The organism is Vibrio sp. PID17_43 (genome assembly GCF_002608565.1).
In the GTDB taxonomy this organism is placed as follows: domain Bacteria; phylum Pseudomonadota; class Gammaproteobacteria; order Enterobacterales; family Vibrionaceae; genus Vibrio.
This window is the reverse complement of the sequence record NZ_LIXM01000006.1, coordinates 48,333-65,968: the sequence shown is the minus strand read 5'-3', so window position 1 is coordinate 65,968 and position 17,636 is coordinate 48,333. Positions and strand designations below refer to the sequence as shown.

The following is a 17,636-nucleotide window of genomic DNA, read 5'->3' as shown; positions in this document are numbered from 1 at the left end:
AAATAAGTATATGTTCGTAGTTATCTTTGGCCGTCCTGCTTGTCCTTACTGTGTTCGTGCGAAAGAGCACGCAGAAACGCTTAAAGCAAAACGGGATGATTTCAATTACCGTTACGTTGATATCCACGCAGAAGGTATTTCAAAAGCAGATCTTGAGAAAACAGTAGGTAAGCCAGTAGAAACTGTACCTCAAATCTTTATCGACCAAGTGCACATCGGTGGTTGTGATGAATTTGAAGCTTACGCTAAAGAGCATCTAGGTCTATTCGACGAGTAATACCATTTACTGATTGTTAAAAGCCGCTTTTAGCGGCTTTTTTTATAGGCGCTCATTTCGTTATTCCCCTGCAACAACTAATCGAAAAACCTAAAATATTTCACTTATCTTTTTGCTATTTTTAGTTACAATCCCTCCCTCATAACTTTTGGTCACATAATCTACCGAGCCACACTGTGAACATAGACGTCGTACATCTGCTTGAGCAAAACCCCATTCTTCTAATCTTCGTCGTATTAGCCATTGGCCTTGCTTTTGGAAAAATTCGTTTTGGTAACCTTCAGTTAGGTAACTCGATTGGTGTTCTCATTACTTCGCTTGTAATGGGTCACCTTGGTTTTTCTTTTAACGCTGAAGCGCTTACTATCGGTTTTATGCTGTTTATCTACTGTGTGGGTATTGAAGCTGGCCCCAACTTCTTTGGTATTTTCTTCAGAGACGGTAAGCACTACTTTATCTTAAGCATGACTGTACTCGTTGCCGCCGTGAGTCTGACTTATTTCTGTAGTCACTATTTGGGACTCGATTTCGGTTTGTCTGCAGGTATGATGGCTGGAGCACTCACTGCAACGCCAGTATTAGTCGGCGCTCAAGATGCCTTAAACTCTGGCCTAGCCACTATTCCACGTAATATGGACTTCTCTTTAGTGTTAGAGAATCTATCCGTTGGTTATGCAATGGCTTATCTAGTGGGTTTGATCAGTATGATCATGTTTGCCAAACTGTTACCGAAACTGCAAAAACAAAACCTATCGGATTCAGCACAACAAATCGCACAGGAACGTGGCCTTGGTCACTCTAGCCAACGCAAGGTTTACCTACCGATTATTCGTGCTTATCGTGTCGGGCCAGAGCTGATCGATTGGACTGACGGCAAAAACCTACGTGAATTGGGTATTTACCGCCAGACAGGTTGTTATATCGAACGTATTCGTCGTAACGGTATCCTAGCCCACCCCGACGGTGACGCAATTTTGCAAGAGGGTGATGAAATTGCACTGGTAGGCTTCCCAGACAGCCACGCGCGTTTGGATCCAAGCTTCCGTAACGGCAAAGAAGTATTCGACCGCAATCTACTCGACCTTCGAATTGTCGAAGAAGAGATTGTCGTTAAAAGTGATGCCATCGCTGGTAAACGTCTTTCAGACTTGAACTTGTCAGAATATGGTTGTTTCTTGAATCGTGTTGTGCGTGCTCAGATTGAAATGCCGATGGATTTAGATATCGTTTTAGCCAAGGGTGACGTTCTGCAAGTGAGTGGCGAAAAGAGCCGCGTACATGGTCTTGCTGAAAAAATTGGTTTCATCTCTATTCATAGCCAGATGGCAGATCTATTAGCATTTTGTAGCTTCTTTATCTTAGGCATTATGTTTGGCTTGGTGACGATGACGTTTGGTCAAGTCTCATTCAGCCTTGGTAATGCGGTTGGTCTATTGCTATCAGGTATCACTCTAGGCTTCTTACGTGCCAACCACCCTACTTTCGGTTATGTGCCGCAAGGCGCACTGAACATGGTGAAAGACTTGGGCTTAATGTTCTTTATGGTGGGGATTGGGTTAAGCGCAGGCGGCAAGATGTTTGAACACCTAACACAAGTAGGCCCGCAGATCATTGGTTTGGCCTTTATCGTGAGTGTAGTTCCTGTCGTTCTAGCTTACCTTGTTGGCGCTTACGTGCTTAAGATGAACCGTGCCCTACTCTTTGGTGCTATCATCGGAGCTCGAACATGTGCGCCAGCGATGGATGTGGTAAACGAATACGCGAAGTCAACAATCCCAGCACTGGGGTATGCTGGTACGTACGCGATTGCCAATATCTTAATGACTCTCGCAGGTACTGTTCTGATTATTCTGAGTTAATCTCTTTTGAAAGAGTTTTGCTGACAACGTAGTACCATTCACCTCAAAGATTTAAGACACAAAAAAGGCGCTCAATGAGCGCCTTTTTTAATTCAATTAGAAGTAGCTTAGATTTGAGTGAAATCTGTTTCTACTGCTGGGTTAACGTCTGCTTCGTAGTCCACACCGTCAACACCAAAGCCGAATAACTTCAAGAACTCTTCTTTGTACTCAACGTAGTCCGTTAGCTCTTTCAGGTTTTCAGATGTGATTTGTGGCCATAGGTCACGGCAGTGTTGCTGGATGTCTTCACGTAGTTCCCAGTCATCCAGACGTAAACGATTCACTTTATCTACTTCGGGTGCACTGCCGTCTTCTTTATATAGACGTTGGCTGAACATACGGAAAATCTGTTCCATACAACCTTCGTGTACGCCTTCTTCACGCATTTTCTTAAATACCATTGCGATGTAAAGAGGCATCACAGGAATTGCAGAACTTGCTTGTGTCACAACTGACTTAAGCACAGCAACATTTGCTGTACCACCAGTAGCTGAAAGCTTCTCGTTTAACGCTGCTGCTGCACGATCTAGGTCCATTTTCGCTTTACCTAGTGCGCCATCCCAGTAGATAGGCCAAGTCAACTCAGTACCGATGTAGCTGTATGCCACTGTTTTACAACCATCTGCTAGAACGCCAGCTTCTGAGAGTGCATTGATCCAAAGTTCCCAGTCTTCGCCGCCCATTACGGTTACTGTGTCTTGAATTTCCTGCTCAGTTGCAGGTTCTACGCTTGCTTCGATGATCACGTCTTTGTTGGTATCAACAGCAGTAGATATGTAAGTCTCACCGATAGGCTTCAGAGCAGAACGGATAAGTTCGCCGGTTTCTGGCATTTTACGTACTGGAGAAGCCAGAGAGTAAACCACCATATCTACCTGACCAAGGTCTGCTTTGATCAAATCAATTGTTTTCTGTTTTGCTTCATTTGAGAACGCGTCCCCGTTTAGGCTTTTCGCGTACAAGCCCTCTTCACGAGCTAGCTTTTCGAATGCAACTGAGTTGTAGAAACCGGCAGTACCAGGTTTCTTCTCTGTGCCTTCTTTTTCGAAAAACACACCGATAGTTGAAGCGCCGCCACCAAATGCCGCAGCGATACGAGAAGATAGGCCATAGCCACTTGATGCACCCACAACCAGTACGCGTTTTGGCGCGTTCTTGATTTGGCCTTGTGCTTTAGTGTAAGCAATTTGTTCTTTTACGTTAGCTTCACAACCCACTGGGTGCGTAGTAGTACAGATAAATCCACGAATTCTAGGTTTGATGATCATATTCAACTTCCTTTAAACAACCTTGCTAGGATAAAAGTTTCGTCGTAACTTCGCATCTAATTTCTGTAAAAAGGCATCGAAAATGCAAGTGGTTGGAGCACTCAATCGTCAATCTCTGGCCAAAGGACATAAAAAAGCACCTCTTGGGAGGTGCTTTGATTATGTTGGTGGAAGAAGAAAGCTTATGCAACCGAGTTTAATTTCGATCCCTTCGAGCTATTGGTACGTACTTCTGAGAAATCGTGGCTAAAATGATCAACTTGAATCGCTTTGTTACGCAATTTATCCGCAGCCAGAATTTGATCAATTTCTTGCTCTGTTAACACACCAGCTTCAAAGGCTTGCTGTAAACGGTCATGCAATATGCCTTTACGGGCCACTTTGCCGTCTTTCGCCGCCTTCATTAATTTTCGCTCAAGCGGTTTGATATCATACATCGCTAGGAACGCGTTCTCCATCAAACCAACGCTATCATCCTCACCCTTTCCGATGTAACACAAATTGGTCAGTCTGTCACGTTGCACCCCTGGCGTCATCATTGCTTCCGCGAGACCAACACATAGCTCGTCGCTCGGCGCTTTAAAATGATTACCTAGAGGGAACAGTAAGCCTTTTAGTACACCACCCACATATTTCACTGGAAAATTTGAGTAAGCTTCATTCAATGACTTTGATACATTGTACAAACAGTGCTGCACCGCATAGTGAACAAAATTTAAATCACCTTGCTGACGACCTTCATCTTCGTACTTCTTCAGAGCTGCTGAAGCCATATACAAATAACTCAAACCATCACCAAGACGCGCAGAAATCATCTCCTTACGCTTTAAATCCCCCCCTAGCGTTAACATTGCAAAGTCTGCACTCACTGCTAAAGCTCTGCTCAAACGTGTGATGTCTTTGTAGTACTGCTGCGTAGGACCACTCATGTGAGCCTTGACAAAACGTGCCCCCGTTAATGCTGCTCCAAATGCGCCAAATGTATTGCCCATTGCGTGTTTAATGTGTTTAAACAGCAGATCATCAAATGCTTTCGCACCTTGGTTAGTATCCGGGTTTGCTGCGGCTTCCATTTCTTTCAACACGTATGGATGACAGCGTGTCGCACCTTGACCGAAGATCATTAGATTACGAGTCAAAATATTTGCGCCTTCCACTGTGATGGCGACCGGAATACCAAGATAATGCTTAGCTAGGTAGTTCATCGGACCGTCTTGAATCGCCCGCCCCGCATGAATGTCAAAGGAGTCATTTAAGATCGTACGTGCGATCTCTGTCATGTGGTACTTAGCAATTGCGGTTACAATGCCGGGCTTCTCCTTCATATCAAGAGAAGTGGTTGTCAACGTACGAGTCGCCTCTAATAAATAAGTTAAGCCACCGATACGCCCCATGGCTTCGGCAACACCTTCAAACTTACCGATCGACATACCAAACTGCTTACGAACGTATGCGTAGGCACCTGTTGTGCGTGTAGTAAGGTGACCAATCGCCGTCCCTAGCGCAGGAAGAGAAATACCTCGTCCAGCCGACAAGCATTCCACCAGCATACGCCAGCCTTTACCTGCGTATTCAGAGCCACCAATCAGCCAGTCCATTGGAATAAATACATCATTACCACGAGTTGGACCATTCATGAACGCAGAGCCTAGAGGATCGTGTCGCTCACCAATTTCAACGCCCTCGTGATCCGCTGGAATAAGCGCACACGTAATACCAATATCTTTCTGATCACCAAGTAACCCATCTGGATCTTGTAGCTTAAAAGCGAGACCAAGTACGCTCGCCACTGGTGCAAGTGTAATATAGCGTTTATTCCAACTTACTCGAACACCCAGTACCTCTTTCCCTTCATGCGAGCCATAACAAACCACACCTTGATCGGGGATACCGCCAGCATCTGAACCTGCTTCTGGACCTGTTAACGCAAAACAAGGAATATCAGTACCGTCGGCTAGGCGTGGTAACCAGTAATCTTTCTGCTCTTGTGTACCATAGTGGGTCAGTAGTTCACCCGGGCCAAGTGAGTTTGGCACCATAACTGATACCGCTGCACTAATGCTACGAGTTGCGATGCGAGTGACGATGGTCGAGTTTGCTAATGCAGAAAACGCACGACCACCATATTCTTTTGAAATGATCAGTGAGAAAAAACGCTCTTTACGTAGGTATTCCCATACCTGTGGTGGTAGGTCACGGTCATCCTTAACGATTTTCTGGTCATCCAACATTTCTAGTAAGGTTTCCAGTTCGTTATCCATGAACGCTTGCTCTTCTGATGACAGGGCAGGCTTAGGATAATGATGCAGTGTTGTAAAGTCTGGTTTGCCGGAAAACAATTCAGCATCCCACCATACACTCCCCGCTTCCATTGCTTCTTTTTCGGTACTCGATAGTGGAGGGAGTACTTTTTTGAATACTTTGAATGCTGGGTCACTAATCCATTTTCTTCGTAGAGAGCTCATAGTTCAGATCCTTTTGTTCACTTCACCGCAGGTGATTAAATTTTCTTATTCATTATCAATGTCTACTTGGTCGACATGCCAGCCGACAAGTAAGGAATCAGTAAATCAACAACGGACTTTATGTCCACTTCCTTCTCAAATTTACTTTCTGCTAATTCTGTTAGTGCCTGACTTGACGCCATGGTAAAAACACATGTACCTAATGTGAAATGCAAGCGCCAGAACAATTGCTCTTCCGTCAAACTTGGGTTGGCTTTCATAATCGAGGATATGAAAAGGTTTAATACTTCTTCATATCTGGTGCTAATGAACCACCGCAGATGCCCTTGTACATCGGTATAACCGCGTCCAATCAAAAGCATGAATAATGCGGTACCATTCGGGCGTACCTCATTCAACGCACGTAAAGGCAAGCGTAGCGATTCAAACACTTCGTCCATGTTGTAGTCATCGCGCGTATTCAATTCGACTAATGATGTCTTAATACTAGGCATAAGTGCCTCGAGATATCGGTCAAGCACGGCTCTTACTAATGTTTTTTTATCACCGAAATGATAGTTAACCGAAGCTAGATTCACATTCGCTTTGCCAGTTATCGTTCGTAGTGAAGTGTCATTGAAGCCATATTCCGCAAATAGCCCTTCGGCTATGTCGAGTATTTTTTCTTTTGTTGTACTTCTCGGGGCCATTTCAATCACTCGTATTAAACAACTGTTTGAAATATACCTCCGAAACCTTAAGTTAACAAATGATTAACATCACATTTTTAGTCATTGGTCTGACCAGATTGAGGAGCGTGAGCCATTAAGGGAATGAATTTGCAGAAATATCTGGGTGCAAAAAAACTTTGAAAAAAAAATGGAACTGATTGGAATTGGCCTGGTCTGAATGTATGTAACAACTAGTGCATTTTAAGTTTTACTGGCCGTCAAACTTGTTTCCATCTAGTTGTTGTATTGCTGCTTTTTCTTATTAACTCCTATGTTTGTATCCGCCCAGACACTTTTTAATCTGGGCTTTTTTTCGCCCTCGATTTTGTACAGCTCCTTCTTCTGCTCTAAGCCCCCTTCTTCATCAATGTCACGGGATCGCGTGAATGCCTAGCAGCGCGTAATTCAATACATAAAAAAACCTCCCGGTAGGGAGGCTTCTCATATAACTAGACTGTCTAAGACTTATGCATCTTGAGCAGGCGTCTTTGGTAATGAGAAATGCAGCAGTGCATAACCAATGATCGCGGCAGTTGTTGATCCCATTAAGATTCCAAGTCGAGCATAGGTGTCGAACTCAGGACTTACGTTACCAAATGCCAGTGATGAGATGAAAATCGACATGGTAAAGCCGATACCACACAGTACTGACACCGCAAAGATATGTACAAAATTCACACCTTGAGGCAGCTTTGCAATACCCGCTTTTACCGCTACCCAACTGAACGTAAAGATGCCAAGTGGTTTACCTACCAATAGACCTAGAGCGATACCAAGAGGCAGCATTGACGTTAAACCAGCCAGTGACACACCCTCCAGTGAGATGCCCGCGTTTGCAAAAGCAAATATAGGAAGAATACCAAAGGCAACGTATGGATGCAGTGCGTGCTCCATGTGTTTGAGTGGCGAATGCTCACCTTTTTTGCCTTTTAATGGGATAGCAAAACCGATCACAACACCCGCCAAGGTGGCGTGAACACCCGATTTCAATACCGCAAACCAAAGAATCGCGCCGACAATCATATAAGGCGTAAGTTTGGTAACATTTTTAGAATTCAACATGAACAACACACCGGTCATAATAAAGCCAACCACAAGTGCCGTTGTTGATAGATCACTGGTATAAAACAATGCAATGATCACAACCACACCAAGGTCATCGATGATCGCTAATGCCAACAAAAATACTTTCAAGCTAATAGGTACACGCTTGCCTAATAGCGCCATAATACCTAGCGCAAATGCAATATCGGTTGCTGCAGGAATAGCCCAACCAGAAATTGCTTCCGGATCGCCCGCATTAAAAGCAACATAAACTAGAGCTGGCGCTAACATACCACCTACCGCGGCAATTGCTGGGAAAATCGCCGTTTCTTTCGATTTTAATGCACCTTCAAGCAGTTCACGCTTTACTTCAAGACCAATGAGCATGAAAAACACGGCCATCAGGCCATCATTGATCCAATGAGAAACTGACATACCCAATACATAAGTATGCAGCATTGCTTGATAAGTCTCACCAAATGGTGAGTTGGCAATGGTCATTGCGATTGCCGCTGCAATCACTAAAAGAATACCACCTGCAGATTCCATTTTGAAAAAGTCACGAATGACATCGTTCATGGTTTCGCCCTTATATTTATTATCTTAATAAACGAGTAACAAAGAATGATGAGAGTGTATATCTGTGGAAAATTTAAGAATAATCGCTTGTTCAGAGTATAAACTTCGTTATTTCCGATACAAACTAAACGACACATCGAATTTTCCAACAGAAGAATAAATACGTAAAAGTCCTTTTCATCTCCTAATAAGTCGAAATACTCACTGAGACCACTATTAACATAGTGTAATATGAGATTAATTTTCGTAATATCCATGTTATTTTGAGACAAGCATGATGCTATCCCTGCCCAAAAAAGCCGCCTTTCTCGGCGGTTTTTATATCGTATTTAGTAACCCGTAAGCTGCATAAATCCCCATGCTTCGTTAGAGCCAGAAGCTTGTATAGGTCCTTCCCAGTAAGGAATCAAAAAAGGCTGCCACATATCTGACTTGGTGATTCTCGTCGTTAAGTTAATACCATGCTCGGGCACATTAATGATCCATTGCAGAGGTAATCGTCGACCATTAGGTAAGCTCGTCACCTGCATTGGGGTAATACTAAAATCCTTCTCAGTCAAATTAAATACCGCCCCAGAGCGAGTAGACAGAGTCCCAAAGATGTGTGGTAACTGGCCATTATGACGATAGCGACTCACGGTAAGCGCTCTACCATCATCGAAGTTAAAGACAAGCCAGTCCCAACCTTGCTGACCTTCTCCGATCATACCACTTCCCCATTCCTTCTGAGCCCATGCAGAGCCAGAAACAGATATAAGCTGACCATTGAGGGTAAGTGTCCCTTTCACATTTAGGAACGGCGCACTAAAGCTAAAAGAAGCGACCGATTGCAATGCGTGTTTAATTTGAAAGCCCTTATCACCATTTACCACAAATGGGCCATTGGTTATGGTGTTGAGTTCAAGTCCAAATGCATCCGTTGACACATCAAGTTGACCAGGAAATGGCGTCAAGCCCAGCGAGCGCCAGTTCCAATTGTCTATCCATAAGCGAAATGGGTGGTTAGTCATTCCTGCTTGGCCAATTCCGCCACGAGCAACACGCTGCTCTCGCCATACTTGAGAGCCACTGCTTATTACCACATGAGATAGATAGAGCTGTGGATTTTGCCATCCATGCGTATCTCGTTCATCCGTCGCAACCCTAAAGTAGCTCCATTGCACGTTGTATACTTGACCATTTTTATCCTGCAATTTCGCAAAATAATTCCACCATTCGTGTTGATAGCCTAGGTGAAAACGAAAGTCTTTAGGCAAAGAGACATGTTCATCTGGTAAAACTGGATCAAAGACCGTCTTACTTTCACGTTGTAGCACGTGATTGATCTCATTTTCTTCTGTTGCTGTTGCTTCGTCCCAATGAGTCCAATAAAGCGCGGCGCCAGTCAAAAAGATAAATGCTAGAAAGAGCAAAGCAGAAATAGAGAAAATCTTTTTGTTTTTCATATCTTTCACTACAACGCATCCCTCAGTGACTTCATTGGTGTGCTCTTAATCATTCGGATAACAGGTAAGGCTCCGGCAATCATAATAGCCAACATTGCCCAGGCAATGGTCTGTACGTACTCCCACGGAATGATTTGCAACTCTAACGACCAACCAAAAGATTGTTTAATAATGATGTCGACGATCAAGTTCGCTAATGCCAAACCCAGCGGAACGGCAATAATTGCCGAGATAGTGCCAAAGACAAACAACTGCAAGCCACCTAGTGCTACTAGCTCTTTACCTGACACGCCCATACAGCGAAGCAAAGAAAAATGTCGTTGACGAGACAACTCACCCGCTAAAGTTGCAAAAAACAGGCCGAATACCGCAATAATCAACGTGATATTGCCGAGCGTTCCTGCAATGGCAAACGTATGATCAAAGACCCGCATTGCTTGATTGTAAATATTGCTATTATCGAACACACGATCTTGTGGCAGACGGTATACACTTTCCAACCGTCCTTTAAGCCCTTCGCCATTCACGTTTTCTTTGAGCAACACGCCCAAGCCAACGTTGCCAGAACCAGCAAATGCATACAGCCAATTCCTATGAGACATCATGATTTGGTTATATGGATTACCGTAATCGAAGTAAACGCCAACGACCTGCCAACCACTACCGAGCGGAGAGAGCAAATCAATATAATCACCAGGCCGAATATCCAGTTTTAGCGCCATGGATTCACTGATCATCAAACTCTTAGCATGATGTAAATGGTACCAATAATTCGGAATCCCCAGCTTCACCGTCAGTGCATCTAACTCACCTTCTGAAGCCCCAGTACTCACAACTTGTAGCGAACCGCGTTCAGTTGGAAAATCTTTCTCCCAACGCCACCAAACCGCATCCACCTCTGGTTGTTTTTTCAACCAAGCACTCATACGCGCGGCTGAACTATTGGTTGGGTAAACATACAAATCCGCCGCCAAACGCTGACTTAACCATTTATCGGTGGTATCACGAAAGCTACCCACCATGGTTTCCACGCCAATGTTTGCCGCTAACGCAAGCATAAATGCCATGGTTGCCACACCACGATAACTCATGCTTGCCGCTGAATCAGCAAAGAACCAACGAACCCGAACCCAACGCATAGAGTATGAAAGGCTCTGGAACACATGCCACATAATGAACGGCATAAACAGCGCAACACTGACTAACATTAACGCAATGATAGTAAAACCTGACTCCTGAGTCTTAGGCGCCTGATACACCGCGACAGCAGCAACACAAAAAGCACACGCCGCAAGTGCTTGCCAAGAAAATTCACGACCCGCAAAACGCATTAATGATAAGCGAGAAGAAAGGCGAATAGGCTGTGACTTAAGTAAGCGAATCAACGGCCACAGACACGATAGCAATGCACCTAATGCAGACATCGCCAAACTGTACAGACTCGATTCCCATGACCAACCAATCGCAAGGCCAACATTCGCATTATAAAGATCGCTCAAGCTCGATGACACTGCAGGAATAAGTTCATTGGCCAAAATTAAACCAAAAAAATTACCGCATCCCCACGCCAACAGAACTAGTAGACACAACTCGAGCAGCAGCGCTTGCGTGAGCTGCGTACCCGTCACACCTGCTTGACGCAAGATCCCAACCAGTCGTTGACGTTGAATAAAAGAAAGCGACATAGCTTGATAGAAAATGAACAACCCCACTAGGAACGATAACATTCCCATTGCGGTTAAATTCAAATGAAACGCTTTGGTAAGAGATTCCAGTTCACTACGGCTGTTTCGTACCAGCACCATTCCATTTGGCAGCAGTTTCTTCAGTGCTAATACTTTCTCTTCAGGCATTTCTCCACAAGAAATTGCAGAAAGACCAGAACTGCGCTTTAACATTCGTAAAAGGGAAATATCAGTAACCAACCGAGTGCCAGATAACATCTGATCGGTATCGACCTTTACAGGTCCCAGTCTACTGCCGTCATTTAACTCGATAAAATCGCCATTTTTCAATTCCATGTGAGACGCCAAGTCTTGGCTAATGAGCGTGGGATAAGGGGGTTTCATCAATGAAAGCAGTGGTAGATCGCCCAGTGACTTACCCTGATGTAAAGGTAACAAGGCCACAGGATCAACGCCAACCAGCATGAGTCCCAAATCGTTTTTGGTATCAAGGTGCAAGACGTCAAAAGGGGCGCACTGATGGAACCCTGCTCGACGAAGTTGAATATAAAAACCTTGGGGAATTTTATTGGCGGAGTGTTTAGTGCGAATTCGATACGGCAAAGGGTTTGAAAAAAGCTTTTCACCCGTTTCATAACTTTGCTTAGCATGTTGGTTAATAGAGGTAACCCCAACAAGAAGCGATACGCCTAGGGTTAAACCAAGCCAAACAAGAATAATTTGTAGTGGGTAGCGACGGTAGTGACCGAGTAGTGCCTTAACTACGGGCCATAACATGTAGCTGCCCTCCTTGAAGACGAATTCGACCTTCCATGTGCTCTGCTACTTTTTCACTGTGTGTGACGAGTAACAGCGTACAATCAAGTTGGCGCGCTAGACTGGTGAGCAAGCGCATTACCGCTTCCGCATTGCGTTCATCAAGACTGCCCGTCGGTTCATCAGCCAATAGAATTTTAGGTTCCATATAAAGCGCACGTGCAATAGCAGCGCGTTGCTGCTGTCCACCAGAGACCTCTTCAGGATAGCGACCTAAAAGCGGCATAAGATCGAGTGCGGATAAAATTTGACGCCACAACCCCTTATCTTCTGGTAAACCTTTGAGTTGACGGCAAAAACGAATATTGTCAGCAATATTCAGAGTAGGTAATAGATTGAACTGTTGGAAGATATTACCAATATTGTTGCGACGGTAGAGTGTTCTTAGGCGTTCTGGTGCACTGTGCATCGCAAAATTGGAGTACTGAATTTCACCGGAATCCGCGGTATCAAGCCCCGCAATCAAATTAAGCAACGTACTTTTTCCGGAGCCACTCTCTCCCATTAACGCAACTTGTTCACCTTGTTGCAATGTCAATTCTGCCCCTTGTAGTACAGGATGAAATTCCCCCCCGTCTACATAGCCTTTACATAGGTCTGACAGTTTTAACATTGATTTTGCCGCTCAAATGGTGTTTAAATTCGGAGTCAGAATCTACACTAAAATCCTGTTGGTAGGAAGTATTTTGAATAGTTGATCACACTATCAGAGTACAAATGCAACTTGTCTCGCGAGCCTTCCTAAGCATCGATCAAATTTTTCATCCATTTCTTGCTCGCCATGCGGTGTAGGTATGTCCCCCACTTCACGACTTCTTCGGTCAAAAACAGTAAATAAACCCATTGCGGCTCAAAGCCTAGGTAGGTAGCGCTAAAGGTTACGTTTAGCTTTTCTGGTTCGCAAGTTCATGAAACGGAGGCATTGAAGTGAAACAACTAGACAGAATCTATCTTAGTTATTATTGGATGCAATCTACTTGTCCACGTCGATAGCAACCGCGGTAGCTAATGAATGTAGGTCAGAACACATTATGATGCTCATTATGGGTGGCTATAATATTCTCTTACGAAAAGAGGCTCATCCTAAGATGAGCCTACTGAGTAAAAACCCCCTACTAACCTAGGTGTTCAGGGTAAACGTTACGTTTATAGGTAATTCTTACCAAGCGTATGACAGACCTGCACCTACAGAGTAGTCTACTTCGTTGCCGCTCGTACCAGATAGGTTCGCATTGGCAGTCCAGTTCTCGTTGATGCGATGAGCATAACCTACTGCAATCGCGTTTTGTGAACCTGAGTTACCCAAGCCAACACCAATTGCGTTAGTCTGGTTTGAAGACAGGTATGGACGCGCCGCTGTTACTGCTTGTGATGTTGCCATCACTGTTTCTAAGTCTTCTTCGATCCCGTCGATACGTGAGTTAATACCAGCAATTTGAGTATCAGTGTACGATTTAGCATCACTCAATGCCTTATCTGCGTATTGTTGTGCCTGCTCGTTACCAGTATTGTATAGCTCTTCAAGACCATTTTGCACATAAGCGACTGCTTGACCTTCACCAATTGAGCCAAGCTCATGAGTCGGGACACCCTGTGATGGTGGGTTGATACCAAAGTCTGGGTCTTGCGGTGCAAGCTTAGAACCTTTCTCTTGAAGAGTCTTAGCAGCGCCTTGTAGCTTGTTAACTGCAACGTCCATCTTAGCTTGTAGAGTAGCTGACGCATCACGTAGTGCTGATTCTGCTTCTGGAGAGATACCAGTGCTAGGTACTGAAGGGTTTTCACCGTTCTGAAGTTCAGCAATTAATTTAGCCTGTTCGTCTAGCTGTTTTTGCATCGCTGCGAACTGCGCGACCATCTGTTCAGTTGCACTTTGTGCAGCTACTTCTAGCTCTCTCTTACCAGCAGTAAGATCAGTCTTCAGATTCTCACCTGATTCTTGCAGGTTGTTGATAGCAGCCTTGAACTTCTCAACATCCGGTTCAATGATAGGCGCATCTTCAACAGGTGGGACAATTACTGGAGCTCGGTTTAGGTCACGCTCTGTCTTGCGCTCAACCTGCTTGTTGATAGCCCATCTTTTGAACTGCTCTACAGTAGCGCCTTGTGCCTCACCAGTTTCTTGGTTAGTGAATGTAAGAACAGTCTCACCGTTCGCGTTCTCGTACGCATCGAAAGTGAATCCTGCTGCATCTGCTCGGTCAGCAACGATTGTAGCTTTCTGTCCATCAGTCAGGCCAGCTTGCCATTCTTTAGCAACTTCAGTAGCGTGTTGTTTAGCTTTTTCACGGGAGTCGATAGGCTCGATAATTGGCATATCTTCTACAGGCGGAGTAGGGATACCAATTTGGTTGTTACGCTCATCTGCACGCGCTTCCTGTTTAGTCAGCATCCAAGAGTTGAACTCTGCGGCTGTCACTTCATAAGTAGAACCATCTGGCAGCGAAAACTCCATAGTAGCCATACCGTCAGTAGTAGCGTCATTGAACTTAACTACAATATCTTTGTTTGCCGCCACATTTTCGATTAGGCCGCCCTTCTGCTTGTTAGTCAAATCACCTTTCCAAACAAGAACTTTAGACTTAGCCATATCTTTGATTTGGTCTGGAGTTTTCGGAGTTGGAAGAACTACATCACCGTTGTTGTGCTCCATGTAAGCCGTGATAGCTCGACGAACATCAGATTTAAGAATAATAGCGTTCTCTTTCTGCTTGTCGTTCTGCTTCCACTTACCAGATTTAGGTTGAATTTGTGCAAGAGCGTGTGTATTGCCATCCTTATCTACTAGCTGTACGTAGTTTTTATCGTTGATAACGATTTCGTAGCCAAATTCACTAAAACGCTTGTTGAATGCATCCATGAAATCTGCGCCAGTTTGTGGCTTAGTTGGCTCTGGAGATGGAACAACTGCGTCCGGCGGAGTAATTGGGCTGATTGGATCTGGTGAAGGGATGCCCATATCAGCTTGTGCCGCGCCCATTGCCAAACCAAGTGTTGTTGCTACTGCTACAGAGAGAATTGTCTTTTTCATAATACTTTACCTATATCGTATTAGTACGCTTTTATTTCAAAATAAAGGCGAACGCACTTAAAGAATGCCGTTCGCTATCTACAGGTGGGCATTATAAAGATTCAGCAAAAACCGTCAAGCGTATTAGTACGAATTAATTTAATTATTTACTAACCAACTGTTCCATATAGAGAAAAATTATCTTCCCGAAGACTATTTCCATTGTCTTTCTAGACTCTTCCTTACCGATATTGTTAGACAAGACCAATTCAATCTGATTAATCGCCCTCTTAATCTGCACTGCACCGCTGCCAGAATCCACGACACTCGTTACTAACATTCTAACAACTTCACGGAACACGTGATCCTCATGATCCCAGTAAGCATCAAACCAACTTCTGATGAATCCTTCACTACTGTTCACATCAAGCTTTTGCATCACATGGGGTAATATTTTCCCCTGCAAGGCCGTAGCAAACATTAACCTATTCTCGTAGTAGCCTTGCAACGTACTTTTGCGGATGCCTAGCTCTTTGGATAGCCTGTCATAAGTGACGTGATCCCATCCCTCTTCCATAAATATACGGAGTACGAGCGCGTCATACTCCGCTTTATTCGAAGCTCTTTGCTCTGCAGTTATACGTGCCATAAATCCTCCTGAGGTTTCCGGTATTATCATGTAAAAAAACCTCCGTCTGGGAGGCTTTATTAACATTGGTTAATATGAGCGATGGATGCTGTGGCAGAACATAAGCAATGAGAACACGATTCAAACCAATGGAACCGTTCGATCATTCAGCTCTTATTTCGTTCTGACATCTATCAGATTCTGTGTTTGTTCTCGTGATGACTCTACACGTTGCTGTTTTGAATGTCTCTCACAATACGTACCGATACACATAAATAGTAAGCCAAATATACAAAGCACTGTATGTGGATACAATATTATTTGCATTCATCCTTAATCATTAGTTTGGTTTTTGACCGATTATCAACGGAAACCGCTGAATTGCTTTCACCCATTAGTGCAACTTGTCTCGCGACCCTTCCTAAGCATCGATCAAATTTTTCATCCATTTCTTGCTCGCCATGCGGTGTAGGCATGTCCCCCACTTCACGACTTCTTCGGTCAAAAACAGTAAATAAACCCATTGAGGCTCAAAGCCTAGGTAGATAGCACCAAAGGCGGCTAATGGAATACTTATTACCCATTGCGCGATCAGATCTTGGTACAAACAGAACTTCACATCCCCACCTGCGCGAAGCACACCGACAATAGCCATCATAGGAACAGAACGAAGTACCACCCCGACAGCAAGAATCACCATAAACTGTTCAGCTAGGTGGCGCGTTTCTGGCGTCAGAGCACTAAAGGCATCGAGAATAAGTTGGTTTGAGAGCAGAAGTAAAATCGCGACAACGACGGCTATCAATACATTGAGAATCACGGTTGCCCACGCTTGATAGTAAACCGGACCAAAGTTCTTGGCGCCTAATTGATTTCCCACCAATACCGCAGCAGCGTTGGATGAACCGATCATCATAGCAAGAGCAATCGACTCTACCGGCGTCATTACTGACAATGCAGCTAAGCCCTGCACGCCTGCTTGTCCCATAATCGCGTGATAAGCAAATAAGCCGCCCGCCCATGCTAGGAAGTTAAATGTTGTCGGAAGGGAAAGTTTTAAGAAACGGGTGATTTTATCCAACACTAAGCTGGCACAAATGTCGTCCAAACCGAAAGCAATGATGTGCTTTTTAAACCACAGGTAACTGAATAAACAAGTTACTTCAATAGCACCACTGATGACGGTGGCAATGGCAGCCCCTTTAATACCCATCGCAGGAAAGCCGAATTGCCCAAAAATAAGCACCCAGTTAAGGAAGATATTAGACAGAATGCCGATTCCGCTAAAAAACGTACTTAGACCCGGTTGATGCATAGCACGCAGACCCACTGCCATACTTGCGACACAGGCAACAGCAAACATGCTAACCGATGAAATAACGAGATAATCAGCACCAAGCCGAATCACCTCTTCTGAATCCGTCGTTAAGCGCATGATTGGTTCTGGGAACAGAACGAATAACACCACCGTTAGGACCGCAAATACCATGGAAATCATCCACGTCAGCGATGTGCTTTGCCTTACACCTACTTTGTTTCCCGCTCCCCAGTACTGCGCTGTTAACAACGCTCCGCCAGTTGTTACGCCAAGGAGCATGATGGTCGTAACAAAGGTCGCCCTTGCAGCCACACCAACCGCAGCGATTTCAGCTTCTCCAAGTTGCCCTAGCATCAGTACATCCACCAAGCCTCGGCTAGAGAACATCATACTTTGTAAAGTAATGGGAAGAGCAATGACGAACAATCGACGTAAAAACGATTTATCGGCGTGAATAAACAATTGTGAGAAAAAAGACATCCTCGCTCCA

At 44.5% G+C, this 17,636-nt stretch carries 12 protein-coding genes; 2 read left to right on the top strand and 10 right to left on the bottom strand.

Annotation, left to right across the window (positions count from 1 at the left end):
* Positions 1-10 precede the first annotated feature (10 nt).
* Both AK965_RS05780 and AK965_RS05775 read left to right on the top strand, forming a co-directional pair.
* The gene (locus tag AK965_RS05780) at positions 11-277 is read left to right on the top strand and encodes a GrxA family glutaredoxin (protein ID WP_099078726.1); all 267 of its coding nucleotides are present in this window, start codon (positions 11-13) and stop codon (positions 275-277) included.
* Between the two features lie 176 nt (positions 278-453).
* Positions 454-2,136: an aspartate:alanine antiporter gene (locus tag AK965_RS05775; protein WP_099078725.1), complete on the top strand. Its 1,683-nt coding sequence runs from the start codon at positions 454-456 to the stop codon at positions 2,134-2,136.
* Between the two features lie 107 nt (positions 2,137-2,243).
* Here AK965_RS05775 and fabV read toward each other — a convergent pair whose 3' ends face one another.
* From fabV to AK965_RS05720, 10 genes are all read right to left on the bottom strand, one after another.
* Entirely contained in the window at positions 2,244-3,446 is a 1,203-nt protein-coding gene (gene fabV, locus AK965_RS05770; RefSeq protein WP_099078724.1) for an enoyl-ACP reductase FabV, read from the bottom strand.
* Positions 3,447-3,628: 182 nt separating this feature from the next.
* The gene (locus tag AK965_RS05765) at positions 3,629-5,911 is read right to left on the bottom strand and encodes an acyl-CoA dehydrogenase (RefSeq protein WP_099078723.1); all 2,283 of its coding nucleotides are present in this window, start codon (positions 5,909-5,911) and stop codon (positions 3,629-3,631) included.
* A gap of 62 nt (positions 5,912-5,973) precedes the next feature.
* Positions 5,974-6,600, bottom strand: coding sequence for a TetR/AcrR family transcriptional regulator (locus tag AK965_RS05760; RefSeq protein WP_099078722.1), 627 nt, complete (start codon positions 6,598-6,600; stop codon positions 5,974-5,976).
* Between the two features lie 486 nt (positions 6,601-7,086).
* Positions 7,087-8,244 (bottom strand): Na+/H+ antiporter NhaA, encoded by a 1,158-nt coding sequence (gene nhaA / locus AK965_RS05755; protein ID WP_099078721.1) that lies wholly within the window; start codon positions 8,242-8,244, stop codon positions 7,087-7,089.
* 329 nt (positions 8,245-8,573) lie between these two features.
* Entirely contained in the window at positions 8,574-9,698 is a 1,125-nt protein-coding gene (locus tag AK965_RS05745) for a lipocalin-like domain-containing protein (RefSeq protein ID WP_172438080.1), read from the bottom strand.
* Positions 9,698-12,151, bottom strand: a complete 2,454-nt coding sequence (locus AK965_RS05740; RefSeq protein WP_099078719.1) for an ABC transporter permease — start codon at positions 12,149-12,151, stop codon at positions 9,698-9,700. Before AK965_RS05740 ends, AK965_RS05745 begins: the two co-directional genes overlap by 1 nt.
* Entirely contained in the window at positions 12,132-12,803 is a 672-nt protein-coding gene (locus AK965_RS05735; RefSeq protein ID WP_099078718.1) for an ABC transporter ATP-binding protein, read from the bottom strand. The genes AK965_RS05740 and AK965_RS05735 overlap by 20 nt, the downstream gene beginning before the upstream one ends.
* 546 nt (positions 12,804-13,349) lie before the next feature.
* Positions 13,350-15,221 carry a YadA C-terminal domain-containing protein gene (locus tag AK965_RS05730; protein ID WP_099078717.1) on the bottom strand — a complete coding sequence of 624 codons (1,872 nt, stop codon included), beginning with the start codon at positions 15,219-15,221 and terminating at the stop codon, positions 13,350-13,352.
* 142 nt (positions 15,222-15,363) lie between these two features.
* The gene (locus AK965_RS05725; protein WP_172438079.1) at positions 15,364-15,849 is read right to left on the bottom strand and encodes a TetR/AcrR family transcriptional regulator; all 486 of its coding nucleotides are present in this window, start codon (positions 15,847-15,849) and stop codon (positions 15,364-15,366) included.
* 400 nt (positions 15,850-16,249) lie between these two features.
* The gene (locus tag AK965_RS05720; RefSeq protein ID WP_099078716.1) at positions 16,250-17,626 is read right to left on the bottom strand and encodes an MATE family efflux transporter; all 1,377 of its coding nucleotides are present in this window, start codon (positions 17,624-17,626) and stop codon (positions 16,250-16,252) included.
* Positions 17,627-17,636: the final 10 nt, after the last annotated feature.

Coding starts and splice junctions, on each gene's coding strand:
- AK965_RS05740 (WP_099078719.1), bottom strand. CDS start 12,151: ATGTTATGGCCCGTAGTTAAGGCACTACTCGGTCACTACCGTCGCTAC.
- AK965_RS05765 (WP_099078723.1), bottom strand. CDS start 5,911: ATGAGCTCTCTACGAAGAAAATGGATTAGTGACCCAGCATTCAAAGTA.
- AK965_RS05780 (WP_099078726.1), top strand. CDS start 11: ATGTTCGTAGTTATCTTTGGCCGTCCTGCTTGTCCTTACTGTGTTCGT.
- AK965_RS05735 (WP_099078718.1), bottom strand. CDS start 12,803: ATGTTAAAACTGTCAGACCTATGTAAAGGCTATGTAGACGGGGGGGAA.
- AK965_RS05720 (WP_099078716.1), bottom strand. CDS start 17,626: ATGTCTTTTTTCTCACAATTGTTTATTCACGCCGATAAATCGTTTTTA.
- AK965_RS05760 (WP_099078722.1), bottom strand. CDS start 6,600: ATGGCCCCGAGAAGTACAACAAAAGAAAAAATACTCGACATAGCCGAA.
- AK965_RS05725 (WP_172438079.1), bottom strand. CDS start 15,849: ATGGCACGTATAACTGCAGAGCAAAGAGCTTCGAATAAAGCGGAGTAT.
- AK965_RS05730 (WP_099078717.1), bottom strand. CDS start 15,221: ATGAAAAAGACAATTCTCTCTGTAGCAGTAGCAACAACACTTGGTTTG.
- nhaA (WP_099078721.1), bottom strand. CDS start 8,244: ATGAACGATGTCATTCGTGACTTTTTCAAAATGGAATCTGCAGGTGGT.
- fabV (WP_099078724.1), bottom strand. CDS start 3,446: ATGATCATCAAACCTAGAATTCGTGGATTTATCTGTACTACTACGCAC.